The 17,794-nt window shown below is 70.7% G+C and carries 17 protein-coding genes; 7 read left to right on the plus strand and 10 right to left on the minus strand.

Annotation, left to right across the window (positions count from 1 at the left end):
• The first annotated feature begins 51 nt into the window (after positions 1 to 51).
• From ACXKZF_RS13640 to ACXKZF_RS13670, 7 genes are all read left to right on the plus strand, one after another.
• The gene (locus ACXKZF_RS13640; RefSeq protein WP_488984549.1) at positions 52 to 972 is read left to right on the plus strand and encodes an NAD-dependent epimerase/dehydratase family protein; all 921 of its coding nucleotides are present in this window, start codon (positions 52 to 54) and stop codon (positions 970 to 972) included.
• Positions 969 to 2,069 (plus strand): glycosyltransferase, encoded by a 1,101-nt coding sequence (locus ACXKZF_RS13645; RefSeq protein ID WP_488984550.1) that lies wholly within the window; start codon positions 969 to 971, stop codon positions 2,067 to 2,069. The genes ACXKZF_RS13640 and ACXKZF_RS13645 overlap by 4 nt, the downstream gene beginning before the upstream one ends.
• Complete coding sequence (locus ACXKZF_RS13650; RefSeq protein WP_488984551.1) at positions 2,066 to 3,178, plus strand: glycosyltransferase family 4 protein; 1,113 nt, start codon at positions 2,066 to 2,068, stop codon at positions 3,176 to 3,178. Before ACXKZF_RS13645 ends, ACXKZF_RS13650 begins: the two co-directional genes overlap by 4 nt.
• A 9-nt stretch (positions 3,179 to 3,187) precedes the next feature.
• Positions 3,188 to 4,090 carry an SDR family oxidoreductase gene (locus ACXKZF_RS13655; RefSeq protein ID WP_488984552.1) on the plus strand — a complete coding sequence of 301 codons (903 nt, stop codon included), beginning with the start codon at positions 3,188 to 3,190 and terminating at the stop codon, positions 4,088 to 4,090.
• A 325-nt stretch (positions 4,091 to 4,415) separates the two neighbouring features.
• Positions 4,416 to 5,810, plus strand: coding sequence for an alpha/beta fold hydrolase (locus tag ACXKZF_RS13660; protein ID WP_488984553.1), 1,395 nt, complete (start codon positions 4,416 to 4,418; stop codon positions 5,808 to 5,810).
• Complete coding sequence (locus tag ACXKZF_RS13665) at positions 5,807 to 7,357, plus strand: GMC family oxidoreductase (RefSeq protein WP_488984554.1); 1,551 nt, start codon at positions 5,807 to 5,809, stop codon at positions 7,355 to 7,357. The genes ACXKZF_RS13660 and ACXKZF_RS13665 overlap by 4 nt, the downstream gene beginning before the upstream one ends.
• A 201-nt stretch (positions 7,358 to 7,558) precedes the next feature.
• On the plus strand, positions 7,559 to 7,903 hold the full coding sequence (locus tag ACXKZF_RS13670) for a helix-turn-helix domain-containing protein (RefSeq protein WP_154097209.1): 345 nt from the start codon (positions 7,559 to 7,561) through the stop codon (positions 7,901 to 7,903).
• 212 nt (positions 7,904 to 8,115) lie between these two features.
• On the opposite strand, the gene ACXKZF_RS13675 is transcribed toward ACXKZF_RS13670, so the two are convergent.
• The 10 genes from ACXKZF_RS13675 to ACXKZF_RS13720 all read right to left on the minus strand — a co-directional run bounded on the left by ACXKZF_RS13675 (position 8,116) and on the right by ACXKZF_RS13720 (position 17,781).
• Complete coding sequence (locus ACXKZF_RS13675; protein ID WP_243224341.1) at positions 8,116 to 9,756, minus strand: ABC-F family ATP-binding cassette domain-containing protein; 1,641 nt, start codon at positions 9,754 to 9,756, stop codon at positions 8,116 to 8,118.
• A 12-nt stretch (positions 9,757 to 9,768) separates the two neighbouring features.
• On the minus strand, positions 9,769 to 10,260 hold the full coding sequence (locus tag ACXKZF_RS13680) for a hypothetical protein (RefSeq protein ID WP_488984555.1): 492 nt from the start codon (positions 10,258 to 10,260) through the stop codon (positions 9,769 to 9,771).
• A 7-nt stretch (positions 10,261 to 10,267) separates the two neighbouring features.
• Positions 10,268 to 10,747 (minus strand): hypothetical protein, encoded by a 480-nt coding sequence (locus ACXKZF_RS13685; protein WP_055960364.1) that lies wholly within the window; start codon positions 10,745 to 10,747, stop codon positions 10,268 to 10,270.
• A gap of 139 nt (positions 10,748 to 10,886) precedes the next feature.
• The gene (gene xerD, locus ACXKZF_RS13690) at positions 10,887 to 11,816 is read right to left on the minus strand and encodes a site-specific tyrosine recombinase XerD (protein WP_488984556.1); all 930 of its coding nucleotides are present in this window, start codon (positions 11,814 to 11,816) and stop codon (positions 10,887 to 10,889) included.
• Position 11,817: 1 nt separating this feature from the next.
• Positions 11,818 to 12,396, minus strand: coding sequence for an NUDIX domain-containing protein (locus tag ACXKZF_RS13695; RefSeq protein ID WP_488984557.1), 579 nt, complete (start codon positions 12,394 to 12,396; stop codon positions 11,818 to 11,820).
• Between the two features lies 1 nt (position 12,397).
• Positions 12,398 to 14,095 (minus strand): CTP synthase, encoded by a 1,698-nt coding sequence (gene pyrG / locus ACXKZF_RS13700; protein WP_055960375.1) that lies wholly within the window; start codon positions 14,093 to 14,095, stop codon positions 12,398 to 12,400.
• Positions 14,096 to 14,202: 107 nt separating this feature from the next.
• Positions 14,203 to 15,900 (minus strand): DNA repair protein RecN, encoded by a 1,698-nt coding sequence (gene recN / locus ACXKZF_RS13705; RefSeq protein WP_488984558.1) that lies wholly within the window; start codon positions 15,898 to 15,900, stop codon positions 14,203 to 14,205.
• Positions 15,897 to 16,817, minus strand: coding sequence for an NAD kinase (locus tag ACXKZF_RS13710; RefSeq protein WP_488984559.1), 921 nt, complete (start codon positions 16,815 to 16,817; stop codon positions 15,897 to 15,899). Before ACXKZF_RS13710 ends, recN begins: the two co-directional genes overlap by 4 nt.
• Positions 16,814 to 17,614, minus strand: a complete 801-nt coding sequence (locus tag ACXKZF_RS13715) for a TlyA family RNA methyltransferase (protein ID WP_488984560.1) — start codon at positions 17,612 to 17,614, stop codon at positions 16,814 to 16,816. The genes ACXKZF_RS13710 and ACXKZF_RS13715 overlap by 4 nt, the downstream gene beginning before the upstream one ends.
• Positions 17,611 to 17,781, minus strand: coding sequence for a hypothetical protein (locus tag ACXKZF_RS13720; RefSeq protein WP_488984561.1), 171 nt, complete (start codon positions 17,779 to 17,781; stop codon positions 17,611 to 17,613). Before ACXKZF_RS13720 ends, ACXKZF_RS13715 begins: the two co-directional genes overlap by 4 nt.
• Between the last annotated feature and the right edge of the window lie 13 nt (positions 17,782 to 17,794).

The following is a 17,794-nucleotide window of genomic DNA, read 5'->3' on the forward strand; positions in this document are numbered from 1 at the left end:
CCCGGCTGAGAGGGCCCCGCACATGACCGACCGTTCCCCGGCTCGTCGCTGATGGCGCGCTGCCTGGTCATCGGGGCCAACGGCTTCCTCGGCTCCCGCCTCACCGACGCCCTCGTCGGCGCCGGTCACGAGGTGACCGCGTTCGATCGCTTCAGCCGCGGCACGCGCGCCTTCGCGTCCACCGACCTCACCGTCGTTCCCGGAGACTTCCTCAGCGTCGCCGACCTCGCCGCCGCCGTGTCCGGCCAGGACTACGTCTTCCACTTCCTGTCCACCACCACGCCGGCCACCGCCGATGCGGACCCCACCATCGACCTGCGAACGAACGTCCAGCAGAGCGTCGAGTTGCTCGCGTTGTGCGCCCGAGCCGGCATCCATCGCCTGTTCTACGCCTCCAGCGGCGGCGCGATCTACGGCCCACAGCCCGGCGCGACGTTCGTCGAAGACGCCCCCGCCGCCCCCGTCTCTCCGTACGGCATCGGCAAGCTCACGGTCGAGCGGTACATCGACTACTACGCGGCGACCGCCGGACTCGACGCCGTCTCGCTCCGCATCTCGAACCCGTACGGAGCGAACGCGAACCCGTCGAAGCGACAGGGCGTCATCCCGATCACCCTCAACCGCATCCTGCGCGCAGAGCCGATCGTGCAACTGGGCGACGGGTCGATGATCCGCGACTACATCCACGTCGACGATCTGATCCGGCGCATCCTGCGGATGGTGGATTCGGAGCCCCGGCACCGCGTTTACAACCTCGGCAGCGGCCAGGGCACGTCGGTGGCGGAGGTGCTCGGGACCGTCCGAGATGTCGTGGGCCGCGACTTCCCGGTGCGCACCGCCCCCAAGCCCGCCACCTTCGTCGACCACGTCGTGCTCGACGTCAGCCGCTTCGTCGACGAGTTCGGCACCGACGACGACCTGTCCCTGACCGAGGGCATCGCCCGCACCTGGATGGAGATGACGACCGCATGATGCGCGTTCTGCACGTGACCGAAGCGATGGGGAGCGGCGTCCTCAGCGTCGTCGACAGCATCTCGCGCCGCCAGGCCGAGGCCGGCGCCGAGGTGCGCGTGCTGTTCCTCCCTCGCCCGGAGACCCCGTCCGGCGAGGCGCTGCGCGCGCGCTTCCACCCGGACGTCGAGCTGACGCGACTGTCCACGGGCTCGCGGCTCGGCGACCTCCGCGCGCTGCACCGCACGATGCGCGACGTCGGTGACGTCGACGTGGTGCACGCGCACTCGAGCTTCGCGGGGGCGATCGTCCGGCGGGCGCTGCGCGGGCGCCGAGACCCTGCCACGGTCTTCTACTCGCCGCACGGTTTCGCGTTCCTGCGTCTCGACCTGCCCTCCGCCGTTAGAGCCGCACTCCGCCTCATCGAGCGACGCCTCGCCCGCCACTCCACGCTGATCCTCACGTCGCCGTCGGAGTACGCCCTGGCACAGTCGGCTCTGGCTCCCCCGCGCGCGCACCTCCTGCAGACCGGTGTCGCCTCCGACACCGTCTCGCGGCGTCCGCGACGCCCCGACCGTATGCGGCGACCGGTGGTGGGCATGGTGGGCCGCGTCACCTATCAGAAAGCCCCGTGGCGCTTCGCCGCCGCCGCCCGGGTGCTCGACGACCGCGCCGACTTCGTCTGGATCGGCGCGGGCGCGCCCGACGACGAGACGAGATGGTTCGCCGACGCTCCGGTGCACGTGACCGGCTGGGTCTCCCCGCAAGAGCTGGCGGCGTACATCGACGGGCTCGACGTGCTGCTGTTCCCCTCCCTCTGGGAGGGCATGTCGCTGTCGCTCATCCAGGCGCAGGCCCAGGGGCTGCCCGCCGTGGTCTCCGACGTCGTCGGCAATCGCGACACCGTCGCCGACGGGATCACCGGGTTCGTGCGCAGCACCGACGAAGCGCTGATCGCCGCGACCGCCCTTCTCCTCGACGACGCCGCACTCCGCGAGCGCATGTCCGCGGCGGCGCTCGACTGGGCACGACGCACGCTCACCGACGACCGGGTCGGCGAGGACTCGCTCGCCCTCTACGCCGCGGCCCTCGCCCCGCGAGAGCGGTCGTCACGATGACCGTCGTCAACGCGCGCTTCCTCACGCAGCACACCACCGGCATCCAGCGCTTCGCCACCGAGATCGCGCGCGAGCTCCTCGTGCGTCGCGACGACGTGATCCTCGCCGTCCCGCCGGGCGAGGTCGACACGGCCGGACTCGACCCGACGCGCATCGTGCAGGTCGGCCGTACCCGCGGTCACGTGTGGGAGCAGCTCGATCTGCCGCTGTTCGCGCGACGGCGTCGCGAGCTCCTGCTCAACCTCGCGAGCACGGGGCCGACGTGGTACCGGCCGCAGATATCCACGCATCACGACATCACCTACATCCGGCACCCTGAGAGCTTCGGTCGCCGTTTCCGGGCCGTCTACGGCGTCGTCGTGCCGCGCCTGATCGCCCGCAGCGACGGCCTTCTGACGGTGAGCGAGTTCTCCCGCGGCGAGATCGCCGACCACTTCGGTGTCGATCCGGCACGGTTCACAGTGGTCCACAACGGCGCCGACGCCCGCTTCCACCCGGGCGAGGGCGCCACCGGTCGCCCCTATCTGCTCGCGGTGTCCTCGCCCAATGCGCACAAGAACTTCGCCCGCATGCTGGCGGCATTCGAGCGCTTCGCCGAGACGCACCCCGACGTCGAGCTGCGCGTGGTCGGCAGCCAGACGAACAGCTTCTCGCGGCAGCGTTACGACGGCTCTCACGCCCGGGTTCGCTTCCTCGGTCGCGTCGACGACGACGAGCTGACGGCGCTGTACCGCGGCGCGATCGCCTTCGTCTTCCCCTCGCTGTACGAGGGGTTCGGCATCCCTCCGCTCGAAGCGCAGCAGTGCGGGTGTCCGGTGATCGCCTCGCTCGCCGCATCCCTGCCCGAGGTGCTCGCCTCCTCGGCGGTGTACGTCGACCCCTACGACGAGGCCGATCTGGCCGACGCCATGGGGCGCGTCGTCGACGACCCGACCTTGCGCGCACACCTCGTCACCGCGGGCCTGGCCAACGCCGAGCGCTTCTCGTGGCGCGCCTCCGCGCAGCGGGTGTCGGACGTGATCGACGACGTGCTGAGCGCCCGGTCGAGCCCGATCGCCGCAACGACCGGTCGCGTCAAGGCCCAGGCCGCGCGGCATCCGGGTGCCTAGCGTCGGGGCATGACCTCCGATCGCGACCAGTTCACTTTCGACAACCCCGTCACCCGTTACGCGCGCGTCGAGCCGCCCGTGCAGCACCAGCCCGAGCCCGGGGTTCAGGCCGACATGACGCCCGTTCCCGACCTCGGCGAGAAGACCTACCGCGGCCTCGGCCGCCTGGTCGGGCGCAAGGCCCTCATCACCGGTGGAGACTCGGGCATCGGCGGAGCGGTCGCCATCGCCTTCGCCCGTGAGGGCGCCGACGTGGCGATCGTGCACCTTCCCGGCGAGCAGCGAGACGCCGATCACGTGCTCGCGCAGATCCGGGATGCCGGACGCACGGGCGCCTCCATCGCGCTCGACATCACCGAGGCGGCCGCGTGCCGCGAATTGGTCGATCGCGCGGCCGAAGCGCTGGGGGGCCTCGACATCGTGGTGAACAACGCCGGAAAGCAGGTGATGGTCGAGAAGGTCGAAGACCTCAGTGACGAGCAGTTCGAGTCGACCTTCCGAACCAACGTCTTCGCACCGTTCTGGATCACGAAGGCGGCGCTCGCGTACCTGCCCGAGGGCGGCACCATCATCAACACCGCCTCACTCGAGGCGTACGTTCCCGCCCCCGACCGGCTCGATTACGCCGCCACCAAGGCTGCCATCAACAATCTGTCGAAGGGGCTCGCCCAGCAGCTCGCTTCGCGCGGCATCCGCGTCAACGTCGTCGCCCCCGGACCCACCTGGTCGGCGCTGCAGGTGAGTCAGGGTGTGTCCGACGACCAGATGGAGCACTTCGACGACGAGAGCACCTACCAGCGTGCGGGGCAGCCGGCCGAGATCGCCCCGGCGTTCGTGTTCCTCGCCTCGGCGGAGTCCAGCTATGTCTCGGGCGAGACGCTGAACGTCAACGGCGGCATGGTGACCCCGTAAGCCGACGACCCGCCCGCCCGAGCGCCCCGGCCGCCCCCACGGTCGGGGCTCTCGGGCGTATCGGGGCGCCGCGCCCCTGTGCCAGCACAGATGTGCGCGACTCCCGGAATCCGACGCCGCCGACGCCCGCCGGCGTGATTTCCGGGTCGGGATGCCCTCGTGCTCCGCGGTTCGGCGCGCCCCGGCACCGCCCCCGGCCCCGGCGTCCCCAGCCCCTCGACCCGCGAGACGGCCCGCCTCTCCGCCGACGTACGACGCTCTTGCGCAAAACGCCCCGATCCGCAACCGACCCTCCCCGACTCGGCGAGTGAGCGAGCGTGAGCACATGCCCTCCGAGAACGCCACCGCCCCGGGCGGGGCGCCCGTGACCCTTTATCTGCTTCATGCGCTCGGCGCGAGCGCCCGATCCTTCGACCGCCTCGCCGATCGTCTCGACGGCCGCGTGCGCGTGGAGGGCATCGATCTCCCCGGCTTCGGCTCGCTCGCGGCGGCCTCGGACTCGTCGCTCGACGCCTCGGTCGACCACGTGATCACGCATCTCGCCCGGCACGCGCGCGGTCGCTGGATCCTCGGCGGGCACAGCATGGGCGGCAAGATCGCGGCCCTGGTGGCATCCCGTGTCCTTCGCGGCGACGCACCGCTGGTCGGACTCGCCGGCATGGTACTGATGGCGCCGTCACCCCCGCGTCCCGAGCCGATGGACGAGGAGCGCCGCCAGCGCATGCTCTCGTGGGTCGCCGACGGAGCCCTGTCCGAAGTCGATGCCGAGACGTTCATCGATCAGAACACGGCCGAGCCGCTCGACGCCCCCGCACACGACCTCGCCCGCGAGGATCTGGGGCGTACCGCCCCCGCCGCGTGGCGGGCCTGGCTCGAGACCGGCAGCCGTGTCGACGCCTCGGCCGGTGTCGGCACCCTCGATCTCCCCGCCCTCGTCCTGGCCGGCACCGACGACGCCGATCTCGGCGCGGCCGCGCAGCCGGGGCTCCTGGCATCCGTCTATCCGCGCGCCCGTTTCGTCACCCTCGACGACACCGGTCACCTGATCCCGCTCGAGCGGACCTCCGAGGCCGCCGAGGCCATCGCGCACTTCGTCGACGACGAGGTTCTGCCAGGACCCGTCATCCCTGACGATTGGGCGACGCTCATCGCGGGTGACCGTGTGGATGCCCGCGTGCGCGGCATCCTGAATCTCCGTGCCGTTCCCGACGACCGCGGCTACGCGCCCTCCGTGCTCGACGTCGCGCAGCTCACGCTGCTGCGCGAGATCGCCGACCTCGTCGCGCCGCAGGACGGCCCTCCCATCGATCTGGCTGCCCGCGTCGACGCACAGCTCGCGCGCGGCGAGGGCGATGGGTGGCGCAACGCCGACCTACCGCCCGATCCCGAGGCCTACCGCGCCGGGCTCGACACCCTTTCCGGAGTCTGGCCGACCGATCCGACAGCCCGCGAAGAGGTTCTCCGCGCCGCGATCGAGGGGACGACGGATGCCGATGGCCCCCTCGACGCGGCTCGTCTGAAGTTGTGGCTCGAAGACGCCCGCAACGACCTCGTGCGCCAGTGGCTGGCGCACCCGGCGAGCATGGCGCGCGTCGGATACGACGGCTTCGCCACCGGGGGCAGCCCCATGCGCGGGTACGTGGAGCTCCGGCTCGGACGCCGCGAGGACTGGGAGCCCGCCGGTGTCGGCGGCACCGTGACGACAGGAGACGCGGCATGAACCTCGAGCAGATGCGCACATTCGGCACGGACGAGACGGTCGACGTCGTCGTGATCGGGACGGGCGCGGGAGGTGCGCCCCTGACATCCGAGCTGGCCAGGAAGGGCCTGAGCGTCGTCGCGATCGAGGCCGGTCGCCACTTCGCACTCGACGATCTCACCGCCGACGAGACCGAGGCCGTCGAGATCAACTGGATGTCGGAGCGCCTGAGCGGGGGCGACGACCCCACCGCGTTCGGGCCGAACAACAGCGGCCGCGGCGTCGGCGGTTCGATGCTGCACTGGGGCGCATTCACCCCGCGCCCCGACCGGCGTGATCTGGCCCTGCGCACCGAATCCGGCGTGGGGCGCGATTGGCCCGTCGACCCCGATGAGTTGTTGTCGTACGTCGAGCGTGTCGAGGGCGATATCGGCGTCTCTGGCCCGACCCCCTACCCGTGGGATCCGGCCCGCACGTACGCGTACGCCCCGGCGAAGCGCAACGCGCCGGCGAACCTGGTCGCGAAGGGCTGCGACGCCCTCGGTATCCGCTGGGCCGATGCCCCCGCCGCCGTCCTCACGCGCGCCCGACTGCAGGATCACCACGGCGAGCGCAGCGCGTGCGTGAATTGCGGCGAGTGCCACCAGGGGTGCCGGGTGGATGCCAAGGCCTCCACGGCGAACACGTACCTTCCCGCGGCGGTCGCCGCTGGCGCCGAGATCCGCGCCGAGGCGATGGTGCACGCGATCGAGCTCGATGCCCGCGGGCATGTCGCCGCGGTCGTGTACCGCCAGGGCGGTGTGGATGTGCGACAGCGCTGCCGGTCGCTCGTGCTCGCCGGCGGCGGGGTCGAGACGCCGCGCCTCCTGCTGCACACGGGCCTCGCGAACGACAACGGCCAGGTGGGGCGCAACTTCCTCGCGCACGGTGCGACGCAGGTGTGGGGCCGATTCGACGAGCCGGTGCGCGGACATCGCGGCTATCCGTCGTCGCTCATCAGCGAGGACATGATGCGTCCGGCCGACGCCGACTTCGCCGGCGGGTATCTCCTGCAGAGCCTCGGCGTCATGCCGTTGACCTTCTCGACGACGCTCGTGCGCGGAGGGGGGCTGTGGGGCCCCGATCTGATGCAGCGGCTCGACCAGTCGCGGTTCATGGCCGGCATCGGCATCAACGGCGAGTGTCTGCCGTCCGATGACAACCGGCTGACCCTCGTCGACGAGACCGACGAGTTCGGCATCCCCCGTGCCCGGGTGACTTTCAGCGCGGGCGAGAACGAGAAGGCGATGGACCGTCACGCGACGGCGTTCATGCTGCGGGTGATGGAGGCATCGGGTGCCCGCGAGACGATGGTGCTCGCCCGCACCGCCCACACGATCGGTACGTGCCGCATGTCGACCGATCCCTCGGACGGTGTGGTGGACGCGGACGGGCGCTCGCACGAGATCCCGAACCTGTGGATCTGCGACAACTCGGTGTTCCCCTCCGCCATCGCCGCGAACCCGGCATTGACGATCATGGCGCTGTCGCTGCGCACCGCCGACCGCTTCCTGGCCGCCGCCGCCTGATCAGCCCACCTCCCCGGCGGATGGGCGGTAGGGCCGCCGAGACCACCCCTGTATCGCGAGCTCACGCTCGTCAGCGTGCGATCACGGGTGAGCTCGGCAGGCGCGGGTCACTTCGCAGACGAGAGCGATCCCGCCCGCCGCGTATGCCGGCGTGTCGGCGACGCTCAGCACGACACCGCTCGACACGGGAGAATGGATGCCATGAAGCTCGAGCACCTCGTCCGGTTCGCGGCCCTCGCCGAAGAGCTGCACTTTCCCCGCGCGGCCGAGAAGCTCCGCATCCCCCTGGCATCGCTGTATACGACGGTCGACAAGCTGGAAGAAGAGGTGGGTCAGCCCCTCATCTCGCGCACCCCGCCGACGCAGCTCACGCCCGCGGGCCGCCTGCTGCTCGAAGAGGCGCACCACCGTATCGCCGATGCCCCGCCGGCCGCGCCGCGGCAGAAGGCTCCCGGCGGGGGCAAGGCGAAGGCGTCGAAGGGCAAGGGCCGCGCCCCGATCGTGAAGGGCGAACCCAAGCCGTACAAGAAGCGCCAGGGCCGCTGACCCCCGCCCCGTCCCACGTATAAACGCGAGCTGTGCGCACAAACACGCTGTCAGCGTGTTTCTCGGTGCGAATCGTGTTTACGGGTGCAGACACGCCGGCACCAGACGCCGGGCGGACATGCCGACACGCCGACACCACACGCCGGGCATACGGCCCCGCGCGGCGACGCGGCGCGGACCGACCGTTCCGCACGACTTCGCCGGCCGGACCGCTACACCTCCGTGACGACCCCGGCCTCGACACGCCACCGCCGATCGGTCTGCACGGCCGCGAGCATGCGCCGGTCGTGCGTCACGAGCAGCAGCGTGCCCGTGTACGACTCCAGCGCCTGCTCGAGCTGCTCGATCGCGGGAAGGTCGAGGTGGTTGGTCGGCTCGTCGAGCACGAGCACGTTCACACCACGAGCCTGCAGCAGCGCGAGACCCGCGCGCGTGCGCTCACCGGGCGACAGCGCGTCGACGGGACGCGTGACGTGGTCTGCCTTGAGCCCGAACTTCGCCAGCAGGGTCCGCACCTCGCCGGCGGCGAGCTCGGGCACGAAACCCTCGAACGTCTCGGCGAGCGGGCGCTCACCCACCAGGAGCGACCGGGCCTGATCGATCTCGCCGATCTCGACGCTCGCGCCGAGACTCGCGGTTCCCTCGTCGGGCGTCTGGCGGCCCAGGATGCCGCGCAGCAGCGTCGACTTACCGGCACCGTTCGGTCCGGTGATGCCGATCCGCTCCCCGGCGTTCACCTGCAGCGAGACCGGTCCGAGCGTGAAGTCGCCCTGCCGGAAGACGGCGCCCGACAACGTCGACACCACCGAACTCGACCGCGGGGCCGAACCGATGGTGAACTCGAGCTGCCATTCTTTGCGCGGTTCGTCGACCTCGTCCAGGCGCGCGATGCGGCTCTCCATCTGTCGGACCTTCTGCGCCTGCTTCTCGCTCGACTCCACCGACGCCTTGCGACGGATCTTGTCGTTGTCGGGCGCCTTCTTCATGGCGTTGCGCACACCCTGACTCGACCACTCCCGCTGCGTGCGAGCGCGTGAGACGAGGTCGGCCTTGGTCTCGGCGAACTCCTCGTACTTCTCACGCGCCTGCCGGCGCAGTGTCGCGCGCTCCTCGAGGTAGGCGTCGTAGCCGCCGCCGTAGACGCGGTGCGCGTTCTGCGCGAGGTCGAGCTCGAGCACGCGGGTGACGGAACGGGCCAGGAACTCGCGATCGTGGCTGACGAGCACGACCCCACCCCGCAGGCCTTTCACGAACGTCTCGAGGCGCTCCAGGCCGTCGAGGTCGAGGTCGTTCGTCGGCTCGTCGAGCAGCGCGATGTCGAAGCGCGACAGCAGCAACGCCGCCAGGCCCACGCGAGCGGCCTGTCCGCCCGAGAGCCCGGTCATGAACGCGTCCGGGCCGACGTCGAGCCCGAGATCGGCGAGCACCTGCGGCATCCGCTCGTCGAGGTCGGCCGCACCGCTCGCGAGCCACCGCTCGAGGGCCGTCGCATACGCATCGTCGGCCCCCACGGCGTCGGGGTCGCCGAGCGCCACCGCAGTGGCATCCATCTCACGCGTCGCCTCCGCGGCACCCGTGCGCCGAGCGATGTACGCGGCAACGGTCTCGCCGTCAACGCGCTCGTGCTCCTGCGGCAGCCAGCCGACGAACGCGTCCGACGGCGCGAGACTGATCGATCCGCCCTGCGCCTCGTCGACTCCGGCAAGCAGGCGCAGCAGCGTCGATTTGCCCGCACCGTTCGCGCCGACGACGCCGATCACATCCCCCGGCGCGACCGTGAGGTCGACACCCTCGAACAGCGTGCGGTGTCCGTATCCGCCGGCGAGGTTCTGGGCGACGAGCGTGGCGGTCATCCCCCTAGTCTCTCAGGGCAGGAGGCTCGCCTCGCGGCCTCGGCGTGCGGCCGATGCCGGTCGGTCGTGGTCGCGCTGAACGGGTCGCGATATCGACAGCGCACAGAGCGCGACGACCAGCGCCGGCGCACAGATGCCGAGGGAGACCGGCAGTTGTCCCCACACGTCCTCAGCGCTTTCTCGGTACCCCACCACCACGACGCAGGTCCATCCGACAGCGAGCATCGTCGTCGCGCTGGCGGCAATGCTGGCCGCTCCTGGACGCAGGCGCGACCGAACCGCGCGGACACGCAGACAGATCCACGTCAACACGGGCGCACCACCGACGGCAGCGACTCCCCCCAGCGTCCGCGTGACGTCGACCGACGATATGTCGCTCGCCGATAGCAGAGGGGCCACTCCGAGCGAGAGGACTGCGGACACCGCGAGCGCCAGCACCACTGCGATGTAGAGCAGCGACAGCCACCACGCTCCCCCGGCGTCACTGATCGTGCGCGTGCTCATGCTCCCCTCAACCGCCCGGCCCGACTCCCGCTGCAGACTGCATTCGACGAAGAGCGGCTACAGCGATGAGACCCAGGATGCCGAGAACGGCGACGGGGACGGTGAAACCCGTCAGCACCATCAGGGAGAACGGCCAAGGCAGGTCGGGGAGATGGCGATACACGCTGGACCCCCATAGCGCGAAGACACCGACCGTCCAGGCAAGCGTGACGAGCGCAACGAGCACCCAGGCGCCTCCGCGCGGCATTCGCGTCCGGCGAGCCAGCGCGAGCGCGGCGAGGACGCTGAAGGCGACGCCGGTTCCAGCGAGTGCGAGACCGATCACGACGGTGGCCCACTCCTCGCCTTTCGAGCTGTATCCCCAGAGCGAGGCGAACATCACGACCGCCCACACACAGCACAGCACGGACCACGGAATGAAGGATGCGAGGAGCAAAGCGCCCTCGCCCCAGGCCCGCAACCGTCGCGGCGTGGGCGATGCGCTCATCGATGCCCTCTCACTTCGTCGCGATGAGGAGTACCCCGCAGGACACGGTCCACACGCGAGCCCTCCCCCATGACGACCATTATCCGGGGGTCCGCTATCTCTTGCTTCCCCAAGAGGGAGGAGGCCATGGTCTTTCCGCTCACCGTGCCCGCGGGTGCGAGGTCGCGTACACGTCGCGGAGGGCATCGACGGTGACGTGCGTGTAGATCTGCGTCGTCGCGACCGAGGCGTGCCCGAGCAGTTCCTGCACGACGCGCACGTCCGCACCGCCCTGCAGCAGATGGGTCGCGAAGGAGTGCCGGAGCGTGTGCGGCGACACGTGCGAGGTGAGACCCGCGCGCTCCGCCGCAGCCTGGATGACGAGCCACGCACTCTGCCGCGACAGCGGCGCTCCCCGCACGCCGAGGAACAAACGCGGCGTCGCCCGCCCCTTCGCGGCGAGGACCGGTCGCACCCGGGTCAGGTAGGCCTCCACGGCCGCGCGCGCGTACGACCCGACGGGCACGATGCGCTCCTTGTCACCCTTGCCCCGCACCCGTAGTAGGTCACCGTGGGCGGTGTCGTCGACATCGAGCTGCACGATCTCCGACACCCGGGCACCGGTCGCGTAGAGCAGTTCGAGCAGAGCCCGATCGCGGACGGCCGACGGCTCCGCCGCCGAGGCATCGGCCGACCCGGGCGCAGGTCCCGCGGCATCCAGCAGGTCGTCGACCTGGGCGATGGTCAGGGCCTTCGGCAGGCGACGGGGAGCCTTGGGCGGGCGCAGACGACCGCTCGGGTCAACCTCGACACGGCCCTCGCGCACGAGGAAGCGATGCAGGCCCCGCACGGACGACTGCAGCCGTGCGAGAGAGGAGGATGCCGGCGCCGGGACCGCCGACGCCCGCTCGGCTGCGAATTCGGCGATCAGCCCCGGCGTGACGGCCTCCACCTCGGTCACGCCCCGCGCGCCCAGCCATTCGCCGTACACCGCCAGGTCGCGGCGATACGCGGCGACGGTGTGGTCGGAGAGCCCACGCTCGAGCGCGACGTGCCGGAGATAGGTCTCGACCGCACGCTCGAGCTCCACGTCAGTGGGTGGCAGCCTCGCGGCGCAGCACCTCGGCCGCGGCGAGCACGCCCGTCGCGAGGATGCCGTTGCGCAGACGCCCCGCCAGCACACCGTCGATGACGTCGGCCAGCGGCACTCGCTCGACCCGCATGTCGGACTCCTCGTGCTCACGCTCGTAGTCGCTCTCGACCGCCCTCAACCCCCGGGCGAGGAACACGTGCACGACCTCGTCGTTGCCTCCTGGCGTGGTGTGCATCGAGATCAGGTGCTGCCACCGGTCGGCCTCGAGGTCGACCTCCTCGGTCAACTCGCGCTTCGCCGTCTCCAGCGGCGGCTCGCCGTCCACGTCGAGAAGCCCGGCAGGGATCTCCCAGTCGCGCTCCTTGATGGGGTGGCGGTACTGCTGGATGAGCACGACGCGCTCGTCGTCGTCGACGGCCACGACGGCGGCTGCTCCCGGGTGGTCGACGTACTGCCGCGTCATCTCACCGTCGCCGTAGCGCACGGTGTCGCTGCGCACGTCCCACACCGCACCCTCGTACACGAGGTCGCTTGCGACGACCTCGAGGTCGACGCGCTCGTCGCGCAGCTCTTCCACGTCAGTCCTCCTCGTCGTCGAACAGCTCGCTCGCACGGTGTCGCTCGAGAGCGGCGCCGACGAGACCGCGGAAGAGCGGGTGCGGCTCCGTCGGACGCGAGCGCAGCTCGGGGTGAGCCTGCGTGGCGATGTAATAGGGGTGCACGTCGCGGGGCAGCTCGACGAACTCCACGAGATCGAGGTCGGGATTGAGCCCCGAGAAGACCAGACCTGCGTCGCTGAGCTGTCGACGGTAGGCGTTGTTCACTTCGTAGCGGTGGCGGTGACGCTCCGAGATGCGGTTCGCCCCGTAGACCTCGGCGGCGAGAGACCCCTCCGCGAGGTCGGCCGGGTACAGCCCGAGACGCATGGTGCCGCCGAGGTCGCCGCTCTCGAGGATGTCGACCTGCTCGGCCATGGTCGCCACGACCGCGTGGGCGGTGTCGGGATCGAACTCGCTCGACGAGGCGCCCTCGAGACCCGCAACCGTCCGGGCGTACTCGATGACCATGCACTGCAGGCCGAGGCAGATCCCCAGCGTGGGGATGCCCTGCTCGCGCGCGAATCGCAGCGCCCCGAGCTTGCCCTCGATGCCGCGGATGCCGAAGCCGCCGGGCACGATGATGCCGTCGACCGCGCCGAGCGCTTTGGCCGCACCCTCGGGCGTCTCGCACAGGTCGGAGGGGATCCACGTGATCTTCACCTGGGTCTCCTGACCGAAGCCACCGGCCTTGATGGCCTCGGTCACCGAGAGGTAGGCGTCGGGCAGGTCGATGTACTTGCCGACCAGGCCGATGGTGACCTCGTGCTTCGGGTTGTGTACGGCCTGCAGTACGCGCTGCCAGCGCGACCAGTCGACATCGGCCGCCTTGTCGAGATCGAGCGCGTCGACGATATGGGCGTCGAGACCCTGATCGTTCAGCATCGAAGGGATGTCGTAGATGCTCGGAACGTCGACCGCGTTGACCACGGCGTCTTCGTCGACATCGCACATGAGCGCGATCTTTCGCTTGTTCGACTCGGTGACGGGCCGGTCGCTGCGCAGCACGAGCGCGTCGGGCTGGATGCCGATCGAGCGCAGCGTCGCGACGGAGTGCTGCGTCGGCTTCGTCTTCTGCTCACCCGAGGCGCCCATGAAGGGCACGAGCGAGACGTGCACGAAGAAGACGTTCTTGCGGCCGAGCTCGTGGCGGATCTGGCGCGCCGACTCGATGAAGGGCTGCGACTCGATGTCGCCGACCGTGCCGCCGATCTCGGTGATGATGACGTCGGGCTGAGGACTCTCGGTGGCCTGCAGACGCATGCGGCGCTTGATCTCGTCGGTGATGTGCGGGATGACCTGCACCGTGTCGCCCAGGTACTCGCCCCGACGCTCGCGCGCGATGACCTGCGAATAGATCTGGCCCGTGGTGACGTTGGCCGCCTGACTCAACTCGATGTCGAGGAAGCGTTCGTAGTGTCCGATGTCGAGGTCGGTCTCGGCGCCGTCGTCGGTCACGAAGACCTCACCGTGCTGGAACGGGTTCATCGTGCCCGGATCGACGTTGAGATACGGGTCGAGCTTCTGCATCACGACGCGCAGACCGCGCGCGGTCAGAAGGTTGCCGAGGCTTGCCGCCGTCAGGCCCTTACCGAGTGAGGAGACCACTCCTCCGGTGACGAAGATGTGCTTCGTCGTGAAGGTTCTGCCGTCTGAATGTCCCGCGTCCGAAGTCTGCATCACGGGCTTCGATCCTATCAGTCGCGTCGGTGAGTCGTCTCGCAGTCTGGCACCACCCTCCGACATCCGCGTCACCGCATCATGACGATCGCGGGTCGATCGACGGATCAGCCGACCGCGCGACCGGTTTCCAGAAGCTCCCGTGCGTGGGTCAACGCGGCGTCCGAGTCGCTCAAGCCCGAGAGCAGCCGCGCCATCTCGGCCTCCCGCTCGGCGCCGTCCAAACGTCGGACACTGGATGCCGTGACCGCGCCGTCATTGCCCTTGACCACCGTCAGGTGGTTGCCGGCGAAGGCGGCCACCTGTGCGAGGTGCGTGACGGCGATGACCTGCGACGATTCCGCGAGACGCGCGAGACGGCGTCCCACCTCGATGGCCGCAGCTCCTCCGATGCCCGCATCGACCTCGTCGAACACGAAAGTCGGCACGGGGTCGACGCCGGCGATGACGACCTCGATGGCCAGCATCACGCGGCTGAGTTCTCCGCCCGAGGCGCCGCGCGACACCGGTCGCGGATCGGCCCCGGGGTGGGGCGCGAGCAGGATCGACACCTCGTCGCGGCCGTGACCGGCGGCGGCTGCGGGGGCCACGTCGACGGTGAGGTGCGCGTCGGGCAAGGCGAGCGCGTGGAGTTCCTCGGTCACCGCCGCCCCCAGCCGTTCCGCAGCCGATCGACGGTTGGCGGTCAGCGCCTCGGCCGCGCCGTCGAGTTCCGCCGCGGCGGCGTCGCGTTGCGTCTGGAGACGCTCGAGACGGTCGCCGTCGTCGTCCAGTTCGACCAGCCGCGCGGATCCGGTCGCGAGCAGGGCGATGGCGGCATCCACCGATCCGTGAGCTCGGGCGAGGCCGGCGAGAACGCCGCGGCGTTCGTCGACCGCGGCGAGTTCGTGGGGCCCCGATTCGTCGAGGTCGGCGAGGTATCCCGACAGTGCGACGGCGGTGTCCGTGGCGCGGTATCCCAGGTCGGCCACCTGTTCGCCGATGACGGCGAGGGCTGCGTCGCTGCCGGCGATGCGCTCGAGAGCGCGACGCGCCTCGGCCAAGAGGGACACGACGTCGGGCGTGCCGTCGTCGTTCGACAGGGCGGCGTGCGCGGCGTCGGCGGCCAGACGCAGTTCTTCGGCGTTCGCGAGGCGCTCGGCACGGCGGGCGAGCTCGTCGTCCTCCCCGGTGACGGGGGCCGCGGCTTCGATCTCGGCGATGGCCGCCCGCAGCTGCTCGGCCTCGCGTGCGCGGTCGTCGCGGTCGGCTGTGAGCGTGGTCAGCTCGGCGTCGAGGGTCCGCCAGGCGTCCCAGGCTGCGCGATAGGCGGCGCGCGCGGCGGCGACCGGTTCGCCTCCGAAACGGTCGAGCGCATCGCGCTGCGCCGCCGACGACTTCAGTCGCAGCTGGTCAGACTGCCCGTGTACGACGACGAGGTCGTCGGCGAGAGCGGCGAGCACGCCGGCGGGAGCTGTTCGGCCCCCGACCGTGGCGCGCCCGCGCCCCTCGCTCGACACCGTGCGCCCCAGGTACAGCTCGGCGGATCCGCCGCCGACGGGCTCGACGTCGCCGCCCGCCTCGCGCACCCGTGCCGCCACGGGGCCGTCTTCGGGGACGATCCAGACGCCCTCCACCGCGGCCTGGGATGCACCCTTGCGCACGGCGCCCGAGTCGGCTCGTTGGCCGAGCAGCAGTCCGAGCCCCGTGACGACCATCGTCTTGCCGGCTCCGGTCTCGCCCGTGATCGCGGTGAAGCCTCGACCGATGGGCAGCGTCGCGTCGGCGATGACGCCGAGATCGCGCAGGCGCATCTCTTCGATCACGCCGCACCTCCCGGCATGCCGCGCCAACCCGTCACCGGCAGACGGAACTTGCGCACCAGACGATCGGTGAAGGCGGCGGGGTGAAGACGCGCAAGTCGCACGGGCCGAGAAGACCGGCGCACCACCACCCGCGCACCGGGCGGCAAATCGTGCGAGCGTCTTCCGTCGCACCACAGGATGCCGCTCCCGCTCGTGCGCTCGAGAACCTCGACGGCAACACTCGCGTCGGGGCCGACCACGAGCGGTCGGGCGAAGAGAGCGTGCGCCGACAGAGGCACGACGGCGATGGCCTCGACCGTGGGCCAGACGATCGGTCCCCCGGCGGAGAAGTTGTAGGCCGTCGAGCCGGTGGGCGTCGCGATGACGACGCCGTCGCAACCGAACGACGACAGGGGCCGCCCGTCGACGGCCATGACGACCTCGAGCATGCGCTCTCGGCTCGCCTTCTCGATGGTCGCCTCGTTCAGGGCCCACGTGTCGTAGATGACCCGGTCGTCGGCATCCTGGATCTTCACGGCGAGGGCCAGGCGCTCCTCGACCGTGTAGTCGCGGGCGATCACACGGCGCACGGCATCGTCCATGTCGTCGCGTTCGATCTCGGCGAGGAAGCCGACATGCCCCATGTTGATGCCCAGGATCGGCGCGGTTCCGCCGCGCACCATCTCGGCCGCGCGGAGGATCGTACCGTCGCCGCCGAGCACGATCGCGAGCTCGACGTCATCGATGGCGACGTCGACGCCGAGAGTGGCCACACCCTCGAGCGTGAGACGCTCCGCCAGTTCGGGTCGGTCTTCGGCGGAGACGACGGGAGTCGCACCCGCCGCACGGACCGCGGTGATGATGCGCTCGGCCGCGTGCACGGTGTCGTCACGGCGTGCGTGGACGACGAGGAGGATTCGGCGATCGCTGGGGGTCATCGGCTTCCGGTCAGTCGGGTCACGGTGCTCTCCCATTCTGAGGGGTCGCTGCCGTGGGTGGCCGAGAACCACGCGACGTACTCCTGGTTGCCGTGGGTTCCGACGATCGGCGAGGCGATCAGACCGGCGGTGGGCAGGCCCGCATCCCATGCGGACCAGAGCACGCCGTGCACCGCGTCGGAACGCAGCGCCGGGTCGGTCACCAGGCCACCCTTGACCGCCGTGCGGCCCACCTCGAATTGCGGCTTGATGAGCAGCACCGCGTCGGCGCCGGGCGCGGCGGTGGCGACGACGGCGGGCAGAACGTGGGTGAGCGAGATGAACGACAGGTCGCCGGTCACCACGTGCGGGCGCGTCTCGATGCCCGTCGCGGCGGCGAGCGAGTCGGCGGTCATGAACCGCACGTTATACCCCTCCACCGATACGACGTCGGGATCGGATGCCACGACGGTGGACAACTGCCCGTGACCGACGTCGACGGCGAGGACCGGACGCGCTCCGCGCTCGCGCAGCACCTGGGTGAACCCCCCGGTGGACGCACCGAGGTCGAGCGCGACCCGCCCGTCGACGGCGACGGGGAACGCGTCGAGGGCGGCGATCAGCTTGTGGGCGCCGCGACTGACGTAGTGGTCGGCTCCGGCCACCTCGATCGCGCTCGACTCGTCGACCTGCGTCGCGGCCTTCACCACCGGACGACAGTCGACGTTCACGAGGCCCCCCACGATGAGCTGTGTGGCGTGCGAGCGCGAGCGCGCGAGTCCGCGGGCGGCGAGCTCGGCATCGAGGCGCGGGCTCACGGCCGCGCCGCGACCGACGCGTCGGTCGGGGCCGACGCGAGTCGACGCGCGAGCTCGTCGTGCATCGCGGCGTATGCCTCCGCGCGGGTGTCGAGCGGTTGCACCTCGATCAGGCGCACGCGGTCGATCAGCTCGGGCGCGGCATCCGGGGCGGTGCTGTCCGACATGGATGCCATGCTA

It is taken from the genome of Microbacterium sp. ABR10 (genome assembly GCF_057812175.1).

Coding starts and splice junctions, on each gene's coding strand:
- ACXKZF_RS13640 (WP_488984549.1), top strand. CDS start 52: ATGGCGCGCTGCCTGGTCATCGGGGCCAACGGCTTCCTCGGCTCCCGC.
- ACXKZF_RS13645 (WP_488984550.1), top strand. CDS start 969: ATGATGCGCGTTCTGCACGTGACCGAAGCGATGGGGAGCGGCGTCCTC.
- ACXKZF_RS13650 (WP_488984551.1), top strand. CDS start 2,066: ATGACCGTCGTCAACGCGCGCTTCCTCACGCAGCACACCACCGGCATC.
- ACXKZF_RS13655 (WP_488984552.1), top strand. CDS start 3,188: ATGACCTCCGATCGCGACCAGTTCACTTTCGACAACCCCGTCACCCGT.
- ACXKZF_RS13660 (WP_488984553.1), top strand. CDS start 4,416: ATGCCCTCCGAGAACGCCACCGCCCCGGGCGGGGCGCCCGTGACCCTT.
- ACXKZF_RS13665 (WP_488984554.1), top strand. CDS start 5,807: ATGAACCTCGAGCAGATGCGCACATTCGGCACGGACGAGACGGTCGAC.
- ACXKZF_RS13670 (WP_154097209.1), top strand. CDS start 7,559: ATGAAGCTCGAGCACCTCGTCCGGTTCGCGGCCCTCGCCGAAGAGCTG.
- ACXKZF_RS13675 (WP_243224341.1), bottom strand. CDS start 9,756: ATGACCGCCACGCTCGTCGCCCAGAACCTCGCCGGCGGATACGGACAC.
- ACXKZF_RS13680 (WP_488984555.1), bottom strand. CDS start 10,260: ATGAGCACGCGCACGATCAGTGACGCCGGGGGAGCGTGGTGGCTGTCG.
- ACXKZF_RS13685 (WP_055960364.1), bottom strand. CDS start 10,747: ATGAGCGCATCGCCCACGCCGCGACGGTTGCGGGCCTGGGGCGAGGGC.
- pyrG (WP_055960375.1), bottom strand. CDS start 14,095: ATGCAGACTTCGGACGCGGGACATTCAGACGGCAGAACCTTCACGACG.
- ACXKZF_RS13710 (WP_488984559.1), bottom strand. CDS start 16,817: ATGACCCCCAGCGATCGCCGAATCCTCCTCGTCGTCCACGCACGCCGT.
- ACXKZF_RS13720 (WP_488984561.1), bottom strand. CDS start 17,781: ATGTCGGACAGCACCGCCCCGGATGCCGCGCCCGAGCTGATCGACCGC.